The 16,872-nt window shown below is 44.5% G+C and carries 16 protein-coding genes and 2 pseudogenes; 10 read left to right on the plus strand and 8 right to left on the minus strand.

Translation table 11 applies throughout. The annotated features are described in order from the left end of the window. The 5 genes and pseudogenes from NDI52_RS21690 to NDI52_RS21710 all read right to left on the minus strand — a co-directional run. Nucleotides 1–122, minus strand: a pseudogene (locus tag NDI52_RS21690) (photosystem II q(b) protein); the annotation flags it as partial. A gap of 405 nt (nt 123–527) precedes the next feature. Continuing rightward, nucleotides 528–986, minus strand: a complete 459-nt coding sequence (locus NDI52_RS21695) for a hypothetical protein (RefSeq protein WP_190775274.1) — start codon at nt 984–986, stop codon at nt 528–530. Nucleotides 987–1,564: 578 nt separating this feature from the next. Beyond that, the gene (locus NDI52_RS21700) at nt 1,565–2,092 is read right to left on the minus strand and encodes a DoxX family protein (protein WP_242035575.1); all 528 of its coding nucleotides are present in this window, start codon (nt 2,090–2,092) and stop codon (nt 1,565–1,567) included. 257 nt (nt 2,093–2,349) lie between these two features. Next, entirely contained in the window at nt 2,350–2,514 is a 165-nt protein-coding gene (locus NDI52_RS21705) for a hypothetical protein (protein ID WP_190775275.1), read from the minus strand. A 305-nt stretch (nt 2,515–2,819) separates the two neighbouring features. Further along, nucleotides 2,820–2,972: a hypothetical protein gene (locus tag NDI52_RS21710; RefSeq protein ID WP_190789187.1), complete on the minus strand. Its 153-nt coding sequence runs from the start codon at nt 2,970–2,972 to the stop codon at nt 2,820–2,822. A gap of 708 nt (nt 2,973–3,680) precedes the next feature. Between NDI52_RS21710 and NDI52_RS21715 the strand changes: the two genes are divergently transcribed. From NDI52_RS21715 to NDI52_RS21735, 5 genes and pseudogenes are all read left to right on the plus strand, one after another. Continuing rightward, nucleotides 3,681–4,217 (plus strand): hypothetical protein, encoded by a 537-nt coding sequence (locus tag NDI52_RS21715; RefSeq protein WP_190775276.1) that lies wholly within the window; start codon nt 3,681–3,683, stop codon nt 4,215–4,217. A gap of 203 nt (nt 4,218–4,420) precedes the next feature. Beyond that, nucleotides 4,421–4,522 (plus strand): annotated as a pseudogene (locus tag NDI52_RS21720) (DUF1634 domain-containing protein); the annotation flags it as partial. 108 nt (nt 4,523–4,630) lie between these two features. After that, entirely contained in the window at nt 4,631–5,011 is a 381-nt protein-coding gene (locus NDI52_RS21725) for a hypothetical protein (RefSeq protein ID WP_190775277.1), read from the plus strand. Nucleotides 5,012–5,187: 176 nt separating this feature from the next. Next, nucleotides 5,188–5,550, plus strand: a complete 363-nt coding sequence (locus tag NDI52_RS21730) for a hypothetical protein (RefSeq protein WP_190775278.1) — start codon at nt 5,188–5,190, stop codon at nt 5,548–5,550. Between the two features lie 120 nt (nt 5,551–5,670). Beyond that, a complete protein-coding gene (locus tag NDI52_RS21735) occupies nt 5,671–6,630 on the plus strand; it encodes a hypothetical protein (protein ID WP_190775279.1) in 960 nt (319 codons plus the stop codon). A 226-nt stretch (nt 6,631–6,856) separates the two neighbouring features. On the opposite strand, the gene NDI52_RS21740 is transcribed toward NDI52_RS21735, so the two are convergent. The 3 genes from NDI52_RS21740 to nudK all read right to left on the minus strand — a co-directional run bounded on the left by NDI52_RS21740 (nt 6,857) and on the right by nudK (nt 10,776). After that, the gene (locus NDI52_RS21740; protein ID WP_242035574.1) at nt 6,857–8,668 is read right to left on the minus strand and encodes an ABC transporter ATP-binding protein; all 1,812 of its coding nucleotides are present in this window, start codon (nt 8,666–8,668) and stop codon (nt 6,857–6,859) included. A 484-nt stretch (nt 8,669–9,152) separates the two neighbouring features. Next, nucleotides 9,153–9,653, minus strand: coding sequence for a crossover junction endodeoxyribonuclease RuvC (locus NDI52_RS21745; protein ID WP_190775281.1), 501 nt, complete (start codon nt 9,651–9,653; stop codon nt 9,153–9,155). A gap of 541 nt (nt 9,654–10,194) precedes the next feature. After that, nucleotides 10,195–10,776, minus strand: coding sequence for a GDP-mannose pyrophosphatase NudK (gene nudK / locus NDI52_RS21750; RefSeq protein ID WP_190775282.1), 582 nt, complete (start codon nt 10,774–10,776; stop codon nt 10,195–10,197). Nucleotides 10,777–10,953: 177 nt separating this feature from the next. Here nudK and NDI52_RS21755 point away from each other — a divergent pair, with 177 nt between their 5' ends. From NDI52_RS21755 to NDI52_RS21775, 5 genes are all read left to right on the plus strand, one after another. Beyond that, nucleotides 10,954–11,295, plus strand: coding sequence for a flavin reductase (locus NDI52_RS21755; RefSeq protein WP_347279995.1), 342 nt, complete (start codon nt 10,954–10,956; stop codon nt 11,293–11,295). A 482-nt stretch (nt 11,296–11,777) separates the two neighbouring features. Next, entirely contained in the window at nt 11,778–12,614 is an 837-nt protein-coding gene (locus NDI52_RS21760; RefSeq protein ID WP_190775284.1) for an ABC transporter permease subunit, read from the plus strand. Nucleotides 12,615–12,785: 171 nt separating this feature from the next. Beyond that, nucleotides 12,786–13,841 carry an ABC transporter substrate-binding protein gene (locus NDI52_RS21765; protein WP_190775285.1) on the plus strand — a complete coding sequence of 352 codons (1,056 nt, stop codon included), beginning with the start codon at nt 12,786–12,788 and terminating at the stop codon, nt 13,839–13,841. After that, nucleotides 13,831–14,649, plus strand: a complete 819-nt coding sequence (locus NDI52_RS21770) for an ABC transporter ATP-binding protein (RefSeq protein ID WP_190789186.1) — start codon at nt 13,831–13,833, stop codon at nt 14,647–14,649. Before NDI52_RS21765 ends, NDI52_RS21770 begins: the two co-directional genes overlap by 11 nt. A gap of 451 nt (nt 14,650–15,100) precedes the next feature. Beyond that, on the plus strand, nt 15,101–16,411 hold the full coding sequence (locus tag NDI52_RS21775; protein ID WP_190775287.1) for a response regulator: 1,311 nt from the start codon (nt 15,101–15,103) through the stop codon (nt 16,409–16,411). Nucleotides 16,412–16,872: the final 461 nt, after the last annotated feature.

A 16,872-nucleotide genomic window follows, 5' to 3' on the forward strand; every position in this document is an offset into this window, starting at 1 on the left:
AGGGTAGGGATCATCAGAACGCCGAACCAGCCTACATAGAGGCGGTTGTTGGTGCTGGTGACCCAGTTACAGAACTGCTCCCACACATTGGCGCTCTCGCGCCGTTGAAGGGTTGTTGTCATGATGAATTAGTGCAAGTAAAGGACGAATTGTCTTGGGTATGTATGCTTATACGGTAACCCGAACTTTAAGTTTTGTAAAGCATTTTTAACAAGTTCTTAGAAAATTTGCTTTTTGGCTCCATCTTGCGCCAGACAAGCCTATAAGTCATTGCTTCTATAAGACCACTCGCCTCAACAGGCCACATCACGAAAGTTTTTGGCGATCGAAGGATCCAGCTATCCCTGTCTCTGCCTCCGGTACAAGACAAAAAATTAAAATTCCTACAAAGAAGAGATGTCTCGATAGCAACGGCTCGGTTGCGGCACCCGAGATATCTCTTCCTTGTAGGGTCTGCTCTGTACCAGGATATGTAGAATACGGCTCGGATTGGTGGAAGTAGGAGAACTTTGCTGAAGAAACCCCGCTTAAGCGGCTGTTGGCAGCGCAAACGATACAGGGGTATTGAGCAGAAATACTTGATAGTGGCTAATCTCGGGGATTGATTTGAGAGCAGCCGGATTCTCGTATAGGCAGCACGTCTTACCCAGCGATCGCAAGTAAGCTTTTGCAGTTTCGGGCGATACAGATCCTTTAAACCACAGCAATACGTGAGTTACGCCTGGAAGATTCTGGAGTAGGCGATCGTAGGGATATTTATTGTTAGTCAGGGCAACTTCTTCCCCGGTTGGCAATGTTGTGCAAGATTGGTTTATTTCTGTATAAATATTTTGGATCGCTGCTTCTTTCGAGACTGTGTTGCGCTCACTCTCGTAAAGTTGCGTCAGTTCTACGCTACGTTTGTATTCAACAGAAAGCTCATTTAGAACACCAGCATCAACAATCTGTTTTAGTTCTTGCCAAGTCGTGGGAGATTGAAAATCCATAAAGCTCTCCTCTTGGGAATTTATAAGAACTTATCGTGAACTCCTCTTTTCTCCTACTAGTTAATCCTGGCTGGCTGTCCAATCACTCCGTGCCTCCACAGATTTTATGAACAACAGCATTTCTAGAACGGCACAACTACAGAGAAGGGAACACGTCAGGATACTTGTAAAGATCTACGAGTAATTCTCATAAATCTGTTAGTTGTGTCGCAAAAACAACGAATGGTCGTGTAAGCAACCTCAAGCTTTTCTCTCTGCTTTCCGATGTCTATTTCTAACTTTATCCACAAAGGAAATAGAGTCATGACTAACAGCCATCGTCTCCTTTGTTTAAAAGCAGAGTGATGTTTTTTGCGATCGCCTCTGTTTATATCCCTAAATCAAAGTAAGGGCATCCAGCATAGCCCTCAGTAAGCAGGTGATTACAATTAAACATATAGCGCTTTGCGCTTGAACCAACCATGGTTTTTGTGAGAGCCTCCGCACGACTCTCACAAAAACGAGAATTACAGCGCTTTTCAAGCGCTGTAATTCTCGTTTTTCATCCCATGCTACTCTTATCGTTTGTCAAAGCACGATTAATTGTCCTGCCTAAACGAAGCAGATGATTTTGACCTTGTTCTTCTGAGTGACGTGTCTGTGCTCCAGACACCTGAACCGTGAGCAGCAATATAAAGAAATAGAAAACAGTAGAGAACGGCTAATTCACCCCCGTTGACAATCGGGAGCAATCCTTTTGAAGCGTGCATCATAAAGTAGGCGACTGCCATTTCACCACTAGCAATAAAGGCGGCATAGCTCGTAAATAAACCAACCGCAATTAGCAAACCACAAATCAACTCAAGCAAACCACCAAATCCCAGAAATGAGGTGATGGGAAGTGGCGGTTTACCCCCAGGAATACCCAGTAGTTTCTGAGTACCATGCAAAGCAAAGGACAATCCTACAATAATTCGCAGAATGGCGTAGATATATGGGGAATAGTTGCCAAGAAGCGGGTTCATGATTTTTCCAGCCCATAGGTTGTTTAGTTCTATGATAGAAGCTGCCGACCGTGAACCATTGGGTTCTGAAATACGCACCAAAATTGGATAATCAGATTTCATCGAATTTGAAACTAACGATCCGTGGCAGGTAGAGAAAACGTACATCAAGATTACGGGTGTGATGTATTCTCTCAAATCATCGGTTCAATTCCAGAAAGCGCGATCACACTTTTAGTGGACCAATGGTGTTTAAGGAGATTTCCAGATAAGAACTTCCCCATTATTTGGAAAAAAGGCGCGGCTTCGCCGCGCCTTTTTTCCAAATAATGGGGATATTGTTTCCCAGAAATCTCCTAAGGTAGAAGGCGATCGCCAAATCAGATAACGAACAGTTGACACCAGTAGAACGTTAGTGGCTGTATTGCAGTAGAGATGGGGGAGAAGGGGCGATCGCTCCTTAACTCATAGGGATAAATGCTGGATTTTGCGGTCATAAGCTGAAAGATAAGCCATAAAAAGCGATCGGGATTCATCCAACCCATCTTTGGGGTGAAAACGTTGGTTTGGCACACTGCAAAACTGGAGAGTCCAAGAACCCCGGCATCTCGTCTTGTAATACAGGGTGTTCACCCAGATAAATGCGATCGCGTTGGGAAAAAGCTACTGGGCATTCCTAAACTTGCTAATACCGGTTCACTCCGATGAGATTGAAGGGTCTGAGGGCCCATAAAAAAACCGCTCTGAATGCCAGAGCGGGTTAACAGGAGAGAATCATGTTTCCATGAAATCGGTTGAGGTGAAGGTACCGCAGGGGCCATGCCACATCTGCAGAATGGGTACCAAGCCTCTAAATGCGTTTTACCAGGACAGTGCTGGTGGAATTGTGGCGGTCAAGAAGAACAAGGGGAGAATGAGGGCAAGACTGCGTCAGGGAAGACGAAAGAATACTCGGAGTAAGGCTCCATACATATTCGGCCAGGGGAAGAGACTTGCAGTTCATGGTCTTACTCGGTTGCCTTTCGCTCATAATACTCCCATCACATTCCTCTATCCTCTACAGCAGAATTACCAGAGAAAATAGCTGCGATCGCTAGATGAGATCAGGGAGGCTGCGGAGAAGCGATCGCAACAAGAACCTTTCCCTGACCTTGGGCCCAAGTCCCAACTCCTTCATGCAGAACATATTGTGTTACCTTCCCTTCTAGCTAGGCAGATACTGTTTCACCCGTCAAACTTTGGCCTGGTGGTCAACCTGTTGTCTACCCTGCAGCTTCAGTGAGTTGAGATAATCTCACTTTCTACCCGATCGTACCCAAGCAGTGATTATTGAAATTAAGCGTGGGTTTATGAGTTTGTGAGCTGTACTCAGGTTTGAGTTTGGGCTCAACTTGAGTTGCATCCAAACTTCAATGTTGAGATGGAATGAGCAACCGATCCTATTATGGTGCAAAAGTTCCAACTCTGAGTGGACGAAAAACAAGAGACAATTGCGTATATTGGGCTCATGCTAATAAGGGTAGCAAAGCGGCCCAATTGCAAGGCAATGTTTATTTAACGCAGTTTTTAGAGGAGTAGGCGTTGATTGCAAGCAGCGTACTTTTCCTCGGAGGCATCAGCGAGCAATGATCATGACGACGGCTCATGATCTCACCGGCAATGCCACCTGTTAAGCCAGGCGAAACCAATAAGAAAAACTGAGGTGAAAACAATGATTCAGACTCCACATGCTCAACTTGCTTCCATTACTTCAATGGATGTATATCGCCAACAGAACAGTGCAGAACAACCACAGTCCTATCTCTCATCCGCAAAGCGTAGCCGTAACCGAGGGGTAATTCTGTCGCATCAGGGATGGCAAAAGCTGATGCAAGCTGGAGCATTATGCAACGGATTTGGTGAGCGATACACCTATGAGCAGTTAGGTGAGCGATCGCATTTGGATGAGCGTACTGTCAGTCGGTTGTTAAGCTGTGAAGTCAAAGTTGATAAGAGTACGCTGAAAACGTTTTTCTATGCGTTCAACTTATCATTAGAAGCAAGTGACTATGTTTTATCCAACAGCAATAAAATGATCAAGGTAACGCCTGAAGCGTCAGGTCATCTAGACTCAACAAGAAAATCAATTCAAGTTGAACAACTCCTTGAAGAGTTAATCCAATTGAAGCAGTGCATGAGAGAGTACGAACGTCTATTTCACCGATTGGGACTGGACGAAAATCATTTTTCTCAGCATTTGAGAGCATAGAACGCTCAATAAAACCGTGAATAATCTAAAATTCGCTGCAATCACTTGCATAATACTATCGTGAATGACTGTTTCTATTTGGTAGTCATGGCCATGAGCACAGCTCTGGCACTATCAAAGATGAGGTTCAACATGTTTTTAGCGGGTTTGCTGTAATGCTGTCGCAGGGAAGCTCTCTAGCTTAATCGGCATCGGTTCTCCATGAAGTATTAGCGCTACGAGGGCGGAGCATTATTCAACTCGGTGTTCTGCTGCTAATTTTGACTCCGGTTGCACGAGTTGCATTTTTAGTATTTGCGTTTTAGTAACAGCACGATCGACTCAACATCGTCACATTAATTGTGTTGGCGATTTTAGTTTACGGTTTTCTAACAACAGAGTGATTTGAAAGGATTTCAGAAGCAGAGAAACCTATGAAACCATTACTGAAACAATCCACGGTGCTGCTGGGTTTAACGACTTGTGTTTTAGCTCATCTTGCCTTACCCGCTTCGGCAGACTCCACGGCTGGTTTATTGTTCACCTTGAGATGCCAAAGTGCCTACACTGTGAATGTTTGGAGACGTTATGGCTCAGGTGAACTGCTTTACCGAGGTACAGGGCCCTTAGGAGATTTGAGTTTGGACGGAGGAACCATGGAAAATACAGGAGCCGCTCAAGTATATGAATTTAGGAGTAGCGGCTATGTATATCAGGTACTTAGCGGGCAGGGAGACCACCAGCAGCAGGGAACATTAGAGGTGTTTAAAAACGGACGTTCGTTGCTGAGCCAAGCTTGTACACAGGACGGATAAAATCTATTGACTTTTTAGTTCACGCTCAAGCGGAAATTCCAATACATTGCCCGGTCTGAAAACTAGATTTTACTAAACGCAGGCCATAAGGCCAATTAACTTGTTGTTTAGCTCAACGATAGCACAGTATCTATCACAAATCTTCATCACTAAAGTTAATGAATTAGGAGAGTAGTATGAGTCAACCGAACAATAATGACAATTTAAATTCTGGATACGATCGTGGAATCACTCCTGCCGAAGTAGCTGCTCGGAAGCAACGGGAAGGTCAGAATTTCAAACGCTCCTCTCATCAATCTAAGCAGACTGATTCTGCAGCAATTCAGACATCGAATGGTTATACAGTAGACCGAGAAGGTTTATTAAATAACTATGCTATAGAGCTTGAGATGTATATCAACAAACCCGGAGATTTACAGCAACAAACCGAAGCAGAAGCGTTTCAACGGAGACATGAACTGGAAGAATTACAGGAAGACGGAACAGGAAAACTAACAGCAGAACACGACCTACGCTATAAAGGACCAGGACTGATTTAGCCGTTGAAGAGTGATTTGCTCCAGCATTAAATTGGAATGTGCGAGATTTTAAACAAGAAATCTCTCACGTTTGTCCAAAGACCCTAATTTCAAACTCCGGTTTAACCCGATCCTTCTGTCATGCCACCTCAGAAAGCACGATCATTTCAAACTCCTGAAACCCTGCCGAAACTTCAACGCCTAATTCAACTGAGCAATGTGCCTCTGGTGCGGATCGCTGCTGTGGCTTTAGTTCGCTATCAGCTATGGATTATGGGAAGTTTGTTTACAGGGACACTGATCTTTAACATCCTGCATCCTGCTCCGTGGCTGACAGTTAATCGAATAGCGGCGATCGAGTTCCTCTCTGCTGTCTCACAATCCTTAGCGGCATTATTAGGGGTTTTGATTGTTTTTTTAACCGTCAGCAGCCAGTTAATTTCCCAACGACGCCTGGATGAATATCGTGCTCTGCAAACGCAAATTGAACAACTGATCCATTTGACTCAAACACTTCCATCCGAATTAAATGCGTTTGACGAAATGTTGATGGAGGTGATTAATTATCTCGTTCCTCTGCAAATGCAGGATTTTCCTATTGAATCATCCCTTGCGAAGGATGAAAAAACTGTAATTTTGGAAAACCTATTAACAGAATTTAGACAGGTATGGGCTGAAAAACAGAAGCAGCTTCCCTTAGCTGCCCGTCTACACCTGCAACAAATTCTGCTGGTTCTTAACAATACGAACGAAATTCTTGAGGAATTTTTGATGCTCTATCACCGTATTTTGGAGGTGGGACGATTTATTCTGGCAATCGTTCGATTGTCTTTTCTTCTCGGAGTTTCGCTTCTCTTTTTGTTACTTTTTGGCATCATCGAATTACAAAACAGTTTCCCTGACCTTAGCCTGCCGATCATGGTCACGTTAACGGTTTGGGTATTGATTGCTCTGCTGGAATTGGTAGGCAATACCTGGTTTGTTTATAAGAACTTTCATGGGCCCTGGAGTCGTTCGATCTATCATCGGCATTATCAATCCCGCTTAGGTTCACCGAGGCGGAAGAAATCAATAGAAAAACTTGGAGAACAAACTGGCTGAACTATCAAGATCTCATTTATTACTGCCATCCATTTAGCATATTGCTGTAAATCTTCGAGTAGATGGATGGACCTTTTGTGTACAAGTCTTTTTAGCCAATATCTCAGGTTTAATTCTAGCTTTTGTAATGGTTGATCATTACTCAGATTCTTTTCTCATTTCAGCCAAACTTAGAATTTTATAGAAACCATACAAGAACGATGCATTTAACATCACTCAACCATTTTTAATGGTAACTGCTGGCTTGCCGGGTAAACATCTCATAGTAGCGATCGCCATTGGCCATCAGTTGTGCATGGGTTCCAGTTTCGAGAATTTTGCCCTGTTCTAACACAACAATACGATCGGCGAGTTTGGCGAGGGCGAGGCGATGACTAACAACAATTGTCATTCTGCCTTGGGCAATCGTGCGAAAGATTTGATAAATCTGGTGTTCATTTTTGGGATCTAGGGCTGCTGTTGGTTCGTCAAAGATGAGTAGTTCTGCCCGAGAGCGCAGCAGCGATCGGGCGATCGATACCCGTTGCCACTGCCCACCGGAGAGATCCACGCCATCCTCCAACTGTTTGCCCAGGGGCGTATCAAGACCATGAGGCAGCTTGTGGGGCAGGTAGGAAATTCCGGCTTCCTCCAGTACGGATTGAATGGCGCGATCGCAATCCATTTGGGAATTGCCCCAGCCCACATTTTCGCGTAGTGTTGCCGGGAAACGGGCATAATCCTGCATCACTACTGCAATTTTCGATCGCAATTCGTCCAGATTTAGATCGCGGTAGTTGCGATCGCCCCAGAAGATAGTGCCCTGCGTGGGATCGTAGAGACGGCAAAGTAGCTTGGCTAGAGTCGTTTTTCCGGCTCCGTTTTCACCTACCAGGGCAACCATTTCTCCGGGGGCGACTGTCAGGTTGATGTCCTGTAGCGTGGGCTTGTCACTGCCAGGATAGGTAAAACTCAGATTCTGGGTGTGAATTCCGCTGGAGGGAGATGACAGGCGATTGGATGTAGGGACAGGAGCAGTACCGCTGAGAATTTGGGGTCGCAGATCGAGCAATTCAAAAAAGGGGCGCGCCCCAATCGATGCATCATAAGTTCCCGAAAACGCATACACCAGAAGAAAGACACTCTGGCGCATTTCCAGGATTAATCCGGTAAATAGAGCCAGATCACCAAAGGTATAGCGCCGCTCCAGCACCTTCAGAATAATAAATACGTAGGGAATCGCTGCGGCAATACCGCTAACCAAAGACCAGACCATCGTTTGAATGGCTCCCGATCGCCGCACCCCTTGCATCTTGGCAAACGTTTCCTCAAATAAATTGCGCCACCGCTGAAGCAAAACGGATTGCAACGAAAACAATCTCAGTTCTTTAGCATAGATGTCTTCCGTCAAAACCTTGGCATGAATCTGCATCTGCCGAGAAAGGTTGGCCTGGGTTTCTTCAACACTCCAACTTTGTTGGTGATGTTTGATATCAAAGTACATCGTGGGGATGAACCCTACAATCAGCATCAGAGGAATCCACCAGGCGATCGCCGCAGACAGCAGCACCGACGGCACAAATCGCATGATTCCCGTGACAACTTCTACCAGCTTAAAAGTAATTTCCTGTAGTTTGAACAGGCTCTTTTCCTCAGTCAGCGTGATGAGATTCAGCCACTCTGAGTTCTCAAACAGCGCAATATCGTTGAACGTGGCTACCTTCTCAATCATTTGACTCTGAGCATAACCTTTAACGCGATCCCGGAGGGCGGTAAACACGCTGGTCTGAATCGGCTGAAGGGAGTCTATAAGGATGTTGAGAAGAATAGTGATAGCAATTGCCGTCAGCAGCAGCTGATTGTTCAGCAAAATATTGATGGAGTTCCCGGCACTGTTGGCCCCTAGTAAACGGATCACTTCATCAATGACGACTTTGCCAAAATAGAGGGCGATTGAAGGCCCTATACCTAACACCAGGTTGAGCAGCAGTAGGTTAATGATCTCTCGCGGGGCGGCCTGCAACACTAGACTGGCACTACGCCGCAGGACCTGGCTCATGCTGATTGCAGACGTTTTTTCTGCGGTGTTTACTTGCATAGCGGGAACTTTTACAGAAATCGGGGTAATTTGCTCTGCGATTCAGTTCTAGTGGACGGAAATTGGATTACAAAGCTTTTGGGACTGAGGAAATGCTAACGCAGATGTTATTTATCGAGATAACACAATTGAACAGCATCATGCTCTGTATCAACTGGAAATAAGGCACCTTCTAGATAGCTCGTTTAGCCACCCCCCAGCGAGACAAAGGCATATTATCAAGCTACTCCTGCGAGAGGTTCCTCTTAATTTCTCCTACACGCTTTATGTCCGCATCTATCTGGTTACCGATCACCCAGCCGCTTGGGTTCATCAGGCAGCAGATTGTTTTATCTATGGGTGAAGCTGCGGCATGTTGAGCAACCACTCGCAGGAGGCCCTAACGTAGAACTGCAGAATGGACAGACAGCGATGACGAAGGCAGCCAAAACTAAAAGATACATTTTTATTTGACATTCGCCCTTAAGCCACACTGAGCTGCATATGCGATCGCCAATCCGTCCGCACTATCATCAGGTGAGGGGGGAGCAGGGAGGTTAAAAATATGCATCACTGCTGACTTGATATCCGCCTTAGAAGCCCCATATTGGGCAACACTAGACTTTACCTGGGATTGGTGCAAAAAAATTAGGTCTATCAATCCGTAGTCGCCTAGAGCCAGTTCAATCACACCTAATGCTCGTAACACCTTGCTTGCATTAGTGTTCTCACGACCAAAGAAAGGCATCTCAATAGCAGCAACCTCCGGCTGAAAGATAGTGCATAGCTCCTGAACATCCGTTCGTATTTGGCACAACCGATCATACATAGAACTGCTAGCAGGAGTAGTAATAACTCCATAATCGATCGCCTGTTCTCCCCGAATAACCCCAAACCCAATGCTGGCAATTGCGGGGTCAATGCCAAGAATGACAGATGTAGACAGATCAGATGGAATAGTTTTCATGCTTTGCACAAGCTAAGCCAAGAATCCTAATTAAAGTACGCTTGATCTTGTATCATACTGCAACCATTCACTATACTGGCATCGCAGGTGCCCAGCAAACATGCGCCAAAACTTACGATTCACCATGTTTGAAGCCTTATTGAGTATGTACATGATTTTCTTCCCCGAATTCTTGATCTCAAACAGCTAATCTTAAAAACAGTTGAACTGAAACCAAGGGTTTCAGTTCAACTGTTTTTAAACGAATAATCTAGTGATCTGTCAATGTTCAAGTGCGGGGTAACCCCATACTTGAACATTGAGTTTAAAGAGTTTTTGAGGGATCATAAATCCCTCAAAAACTCCTTGACAGAGTACTAGACTAAACGCAATTACACATCGGTTAAGACTGAAAGTTCTTTTACATTCCTTACTTCAATTATTGACTTATACAAAACCATAAATACATGAAAGAATTCTTACGTAATTCTTTTTGCTTCGGCCGGCGTAGGAACCGTCGTCAGTTCCAGAACAGTGTGGATCCACAATTAAAATTATGGGTTTATCCCTGTTCTAGAAGATTGTGAATCTTAGCGTATTGGAGGAGCATGATCGTCTTTCCGTCTTTAATCTCACCCTGCTCAATCATGGCCAAGGCGTCTTCGAATTGAATCTCCATCACTTCGATATCTTCTTCCTCAATCCCACCACCCACATTTATTTTTTGGTCTGCAGAATACTCGGCTACAAAGAAATAAAGAAGTTCGGTAACAGAACCTGGAGACATGTAAGCTTCAAAGATTTTCCTAACGAAGTGAATTCGGTATCCTGTTTCTTCTTCGACTTCTCGCTTGATACAAGCCTCTGCGTGGTCTTGATCCAACAATCCTGCACAAGCTTCGATTAACATACCAGATGCGTTACCATTGACATAGGTGGGGAGCCGAAATTGTCTAGTCAGAATAACGCTCGCCTGATGCTTGTTATAAAGCAGTATTGTTGCACCATTACCCCGATCGTATACCTCACGGCTCTGGTTTAGCCAGGTTCCATCTTTCTTTTGAAAGTCGAAGGTGAGTTTACGAAGTGTGTACCAATTTGCCGAAAGAATTTCAGTCTTGATGTTTTTAATGTTGGTATTCATTAGACTTAGGACACTCAATTAGAGCCAACAGTATACCCTCACGATAGGCACGAAGTACGTTTTTAGCAAGAACTTACGTTACCTCTAATATTCGGCGGCTTAGATACGACTGTATTTGGAGATAGGGGAGTCTCTATCTCTAAACACAACTTGATTTACACTACTTAGTGTTAGTTTATCAACCCATACTTCTCCGAGGCACAACCGAAATTTCTATGGGTTAGTGAATTTGAGAAGGCTCAGTTAGAAACCCTACCATCCATGGATGTAAAACCTCTACGCCTCGCTCATGCACCTGTTGCAATGGAATGCAAAGTCACTCAAATTGTCCCCGTTGAGGGTACAACTAATGTAATGGTTTTAGGACGCGTCCTCAGATTTCATATTCGCGAAGATCTTTATCGATCAGAGTTAGGATTGGTAGATACTGTGGAAATGAAACCTGTCACGCGTTTAGGCGGGCCTGTAGAGTACACTAAGGTTGGTGAGCTCTTCTTCCCTGGTAGTGCATATTCTTAGAGGAAACCAATCTATGTTTGGTGGTGTGGAGTGCAAAGCATTTCACACCACCAAACATAGGCGAACTTAGGACACCGAATAGTAGAGCCTGTTTTAAGGATTGTTTTTCGTGCGCTTCTCACACGAAAAACAATCCTTCTAGTAGGGATAAGGTGTGAGCTTTTTGACCTTATTCCCTTCGTATTTAACCAATAGATTTTCTGCAGCAATCGTTTTTGGAGGGTACCAATCGTTGCATGGCTTCGCTATGCAACGATCGACGCAGAATATCTAATTCATACAGGGCTGTAAAGTTAAGAACTTTGAAGGAAGTAACTGAGTTAACAGGGGAGCTGAATTGGTGGTGCTAGCGTCTTCTAACGGTGTTTGTGGGCAAGAGGGTAGTCAGCAGAGAATTAGGCGGCGATCGCACCCTTTCAAGCAGCTTGTTACCTCTCTATTTCACTGACATTTGCTGGTTCTAATAAGCCTATTTCCCCATTATGACGATTCAAGCCAAGCCAAATTTTAAGCCGGGCGATCGCTCGGTTGTTACACCACAAAACCACCGAATAGCAACCGAAAAATTGATAGCATTAGCCTCGGTTGTTACTGGGTTACTGATCTGGTGGCTGGTCACGTCGTTGCGTTGGGTTGATCCCCTATTTCTCCCATCTCCTACTTCTGTTTGGGCAGCATTTTTAGAGATTCTGCGAGATGGGTACAAGGGTAGCTCTCTGCTGTTTCACATTTACGCCAGCATGTACCGCTTAGGCATAGCATTAGCGTTAGCACTCATTACAGCAATTCCTTTAGGCATGATCTGTGGTTTATCAGACTATGCTCGTGCCGCACTTGATCCCTGGATTGAGTTTTATCGTCCTCTGCCACCACTAGCCTATTACACACTGCTCGTCATCTGGCTTGGCATTGAGGATGGTTCTAAGATCGCATTACTGTATCTAGCCGCGTTTGCTCCTTTGTTTATTTCTATTGTCTCAGGAGTGCAACGAATTCCTCAAGATCGGATGAACGGAGCGCGATCTCTGGGTGCATCAGGATGGCAGATATTGTTTTACGTCGTTCTTCCATCCATTCTTCCAGAACTATTTACTGGGTTAAGAACAGCGATCGGTGTTGCCTATTCAACATTGGTAGCTGCTGAAATGGTAGCTGCTATTTCAGGGGTGGGTTGGATGGTGTTGGATGCTAGTAAGTTTTTACGAAGTGATGTCATCTTCGTCGGCATCATCATCATGGGAATCATCGCTGTTCTTATTGACGCATCAATTCGCTGGATCCAGAAAATACAAGTTCCCTGGATTGGGCACGAATCTTAGAACGTATTTGGAAGATTCAGTTTTGTTGGTGGAGTTCGCAAAGAATGAACTTTGGATTGCGGATGAATAGTTTGTGAATACATCGTCTCCCTTGTTCGACTGACTAAGAGACCTATCCCACAAAGATTGCTACCAGCTCTCAGTAACGTATGTTCAAAAAGGAAAAAAGAAATGCGATTAAAACGACGTGATGTAATGTTAGGGTTGGTCGGCATGAGCCTGCCGCTGATAGCCTCTAGCTGTTCCTCCAAACCATCTGAAACAGCTTCCGGTTCTTCAACCGCATCCACAGCATCGCCTGCAAGCAATGGGCAACAGCCTGAAAGAATCCGATTTGGATATCAAGTGTATGCCTGCTCCGATTTATTAGCCAAAGCGCTCAAGTTGACTGACCAGGCTTTCCCTGGTGTCAAAGTTGAGTATTTGCGGTGTGATTCAGGGCGAGATGTAAACACAGCTATGGCAGCAGGTGGTATTGACTTTGGTATCCTGGGTTCTGTGGCAGCAGCGGTAGGGTTATCCCGTAGCATTCCTTACAACATTTTTTATCTAACGGATTTGATTGGTACGGGCGAGGCTTTAGTTGTCAAAAATGACATCAAAACCATCGCTGATATACGGGGTAAGAAAATTGCTACTCCCTTTAGTTCGACTAGTCACTATTCGCTGCTGTCATTACTCAAACTAGAGGGCATCGATCAAAATGAATTAACTGTATTAGACATGCAAGCTCCCGATATGCTGGCAGCCTGGCAGCGGGGCGACATCGATGGCGGGTATGTCTGGGAACCTAGCCTCAGCAAAATTCAAAAAGATGGTGGAACAGTTCTGGCAACATCCGCCGATTTGGCAAAACGTGGAGCCGCAACCTTTGATGTCTCAATTGTGCGCCAGGAGTTTGTCCAGCAGTACCCAGATGTGGTGAAGCAATATACCGAGATCTTGGATGAGGCAGTTCAAGTTTATCGCCAGGATCCCGATGGGGCCGCTAAGGCGATCGCTCCCGAACTCGGCGTTACTCCTGAAGAAGCTAAGGTTCAAATGAGCCAGTTTATCTGGCTGAATTCCAAAGAAAAGGAGGATGCTCAATACTTTGGAACAACTGACAAACCCGGTGATTTGGCTAAGCTGCTGAAAGCTTCCGCAGACTTCATGGTGTCTCAAAAAGCCATTCCCTCTGCCCCAGACCAGGAAACCTATCAAAAGCAAATTCTCTATGTCAAATAGCCTTCATGTGCCGGATCAGGCGATCGCTCAACTGGTCAACATTGGTCTCACCTTTAATACTGGGGGTCAACCGACAGAGGTGCTGCACAAGGTCAACCTGGATTTGCAAACAGGGGATTTTGTCTGTGTCCTGGGTTCCTCCGGGTGTGGTAAGACTTCATTGCTGCGAATTTTAGCCGGGTATCAACGTCCTACCAGTGGGTCTGTGTTAATTGCAGGACACCCTCATACGCAGCCGGATGCAGATGTGGGTGTCGTGTTTCAACGGCCTAACTTATTCCCCTGGGCCACGATCGCCAAAAATGTAGAATTTGGCCCTAAGATGCGTGGCGTTTCTAGATTGGAACGCAAACAGCGAGTTTCCTACTTTCTGGACATGGTAGGGTTGACCCATGCAGGTCATCGCTTGCCTCATCAACTTTCGGGGGGAATGATGCAACGGGCAGCGATTGCCCGCACCCTGGCTGCTGACCCAACGTTAATTTTGATGGACGAACCGTTTGGAGCCTTGGATGCCCTGACCCGTGAGTCCATGCAACTACAGGTTAAAACCATTTGGGAACGCACGCAAAAGACAATCTTTTTCATCACTCACGATGTAGAAGAAGCGTTACTGCTGGCAACTCATATTGTTGTTATGCATGCAAACCCGGGGCGTATTGTAAAGGCGATCGCTAATCCCTTCGTAGGGCAATTTGACAAAGAGCTAACATCTAATCTGCGTTCCTCTAGAGAATTTGTTCGCATGCGTGAACATCTGGTTGCCAGCATTCGAGATTCTGACCTCGCAGCCCTTGAGGTTGCTTAAGCCGCTAAGAATCTGCTTGAGGCATTTTTTCGTGCACCTCGTGCACGAAAAAATGCCTTTTCCAATTTGATTGGGACATACAGCAATGCAATCCGAACATCTCTCCACAGGTGAAAGAAGTTGCTGTATTACAGGTGCCAAGCAGCTTTCACACAGCTTTTATTTTTCATGTAGTATCTTTTCAATTTTTATTCAAGGCTCACGCATTGATGTAGAACATAGCAGGTTCTACATCCACGCCTTACATTGACGCTCCGCATCTAGCAAACTTGTGTAAGTCCTGCTGTTACGAAGAAGCCGGTTCCGAAGATTTACCCTGAACCGCAAAAAACTAGACGTGAGATTTGAGATTTTCTGGGAATTATAAAATGTGTAAGGTAGTGCCCACAACGAGGAGATGTTCCAGGTTGTCCAAACTACCTCTTCCTGTTGAAGACTGATTAGGTTCGAAATGCCGCATTCCCAGCAAAACTCTATTCTAATCGTTGATGATATTCCTACCAATATTAAAGTGTTGGTAGATTATTTAGATAAAGCTGGTTTCAAAATTTCAGTTGCAAAAAGTGGTGAAAGTGCCTTGGAAAAGGTGCATAAGGTTTCCCCTGACTTAATTCTCCTGGATGTGATGATGCCAGGAATTGATGGATTTGAAACCTGTCAACGCCTTAAGGAGAATCCAGTAAGCCAAAAAATCCCAATTATCTTTATGACGGCGCTATCAGATGTAGCGGACAGGGTAAAAGGATTACAACTTGGCGCAGTGGACTATATAACAAAGCCTATTCAGCTTGAAGAGACATTAGCCCGGATCAATGTTCATCTTGCCTTAAGAAATACTGAAGTTCAATTGATGAATGAAATTTCTGAACGCAAACAAGCGGAGGAAACCCTACAAGAAACTTTACAAGAGCTACAAAGAACTCAAACTCAGCTTGTTCAGAATGAAAAGATGTCTAGCTTAGGGCAAATGGTCGCAGGAATTGCCCACGAAATTAATAACCCCATCAATTTTATTCATGGCAATATTGGTCCTGCCCATCAATATGCTAAAGATTTGCTGCGATTGGTGCAGCTTTATCAGGAATTCTGCCCGCATCCTTCAGTAGAGGTTGAGCAAGAAATTGATGCTATAGATTTAGAGTTTCTTAAAACTGACTTATTTAAAATCTTTCAATCAATGCACATGGGGACTGCCCGGATTTGCGAGATTGTTCAATCCCTCAGAATCTTTTCTAGATTTGATGAAGCCGAGATTAAAGCAGTTGATATTCATGAAGGAATTGATAGCACGCTGACGATCCTCCAACATCGCTTAAAAGCAAAAGCAGATTGTAAGGCAATTGAAGTAGTTCGAGACTACAGTGCACTTCCTCGAGTGGAATGCTATCCAGGGCAGCTCAATCAAGTGTTTATGAATATCCTTAGTAATGCAATTGATGCACTAGAAGAAGCAAGAGACATAAAAAATGAACAGGTTTCTCCCTGCATTAAGATTCAAACAGACATAACTCAGGATGGGAAGATTAACATCCACATCTCTGATAATGGGATGGGCATTGATGAAGCAGCTCACCCCAGGCTCTTTGATCCCTTCTTTACCACCAAACCTGTTGGCAAGGGAACAGGGCTAGGTTTGGCAATTAGTTATCAGGTCATTACCGAAAAACATTCTGGAAAACTGACTTGCTACTCCGAAAAAGGAAAGGGTGCAGAATTTATTATTTCTATCCCTAAAAATGTTTCATCCTTTTCAATCCAGTGAGGTATTAGAGAGGAGTGTAGGACGAAGTCTCATGCTCCTCTCTAATACCTCACTGGACTAGAAAATACCGTAATTTCATATAACCCAAACTCCTAAATTCGTATTTTTTAGGATTACACACCTCTTTCCATTTGACCACTTTTCTCGAAGTAGACTGACCCATATTCAGTACTACCCAGAAATCCGTGGTTCCACGGTTATTGTTGGCAGCAATTCTAAAGTTTAATCCATAGGAATTAGAAAAAAATCAGCTTAGGCTGTCGTTTTTACGTCGTATTGGCGGTCTAAGTTGAGATGAGTCCATTAATTAAATTTGCTTAGAAAAGTAGATAGTTGAGCCAAGTTCCAAGCTCTTTTGCAAGCTTTTTCATTTGAATATCTTGTTTCTGGGTTTTATTTAAGCTGCTAAAACCCTGAGGCTACTTTGCTTAAATTTGCGTTTGTGTTGAAGAAAGGAGAAT

Source organism: Leptolyngbya sp. PL-A3 (assembly GCF_039962325.1).
Lineage (GTDB): Bacteria > Cyanobacteriota > Cyanobacteriia > Elainellales > Elainellaceae > Vacuolonema.

Coding starts and splice junctions, on each gene's coding strand:
- NDI52_RS21765 (WP_190775285.1), top strand. CDS start 12,786: ATGCGATTAAAACGACGTGATGTAATGTTAGGGTTGGTCGGCATGAGC.
- NDI52_RS21710 (WP_190789187.1), bottom strand. CDS start 2,972: ATGAACTGCAAGTCTCTTCCCCTGGCCGAATATGTATGGAGCCTTACT.
- NDI52_RS21735 (WP_190775279.1), top strand. CDS start 5,671: ATGCCACCTCAGAAAGCACGATCATTTCAAACTCCTGAAACCCTGCCG.
- nudK (WP_190775282.1), bottom strand. CDS start 10,776: ATGAATACCAACATTAAAAACATCAAGACTGAAATTCTTTCGGCAAAT.
- NDI52_RS21760 (WP_190775284.1), top strand. CDS start 11,778: ATGACGATTCAAGCCAAGCCAAATTTTAAGCCGGGCGATCGCTCGGTT.
- NDI52_RS21730 (WP_190775278.1), top strand. CDS start 5,188: ATGAGTCAACCGAACAATAATGACAATTTAAATTCTGGATACGATCGT.
- NDI52_RS21700 (WP_242035575.1), bottom strand. CDS start 2,092: ATGAAATCTGATTATCCAATTTTGGTGCGTATTTCAGAACCCAATGGT.
- NDI52_RS21695 (WP_190775274.1), bottom strand. CDS start 986: ATGGATTTTCAATCTCCCACGACTTGGCAAGAACTAAAACAGATTGTT.
- NDI52_RS21745 (WP_190775281.1), bottom strand. CDS start 9,653: ATGAAAACTATTCCATCTGATCTGTCTACATCTGTCATTCTTGGCATT.
- NDI52_RS21715 (WP_190775276.1), top strand. CDS start 3,681: ATGATTCAGACTCCACATGCTCAACTTGCTTCCATTACTTCAATGGAT.
- NDI52_RS21775 (WP_190775287.1), top strand. CDS start 15,101: ATGCCGCATTCCCAGCAAAACTCTATTCTAATCGTTGATGATATTCCT.
- NDI52_RS21770 (WP_190789186.1), top strand. CDS start 13,831: ATGTCAAATAGCCTTCATGTGCCGGATCAGGCGATCGCTCAACTGGTC.
- NDI52_RS21725 (WP_190775277.1), top strand. CDS start 4,631: ATGAAACCATTACTGAAACAATCCACGGTGCTGCTGGGTTTAACGACT.
- NDI52_RS21705 (WP_190775275.1), bottom strand. CDS start 2,514: ATGGGTTGGATGAATCCCGATCGCTTTTTATGGCTTATCTTTCAGCTT.
- NDI52_RS21740 (WP_242035574.1), bottom strand. CDS start 8,668: ATGAGCCAGGTCCTGCGGCGTAGTGCCAGTCTAGTGTTGCAGGCCGCC.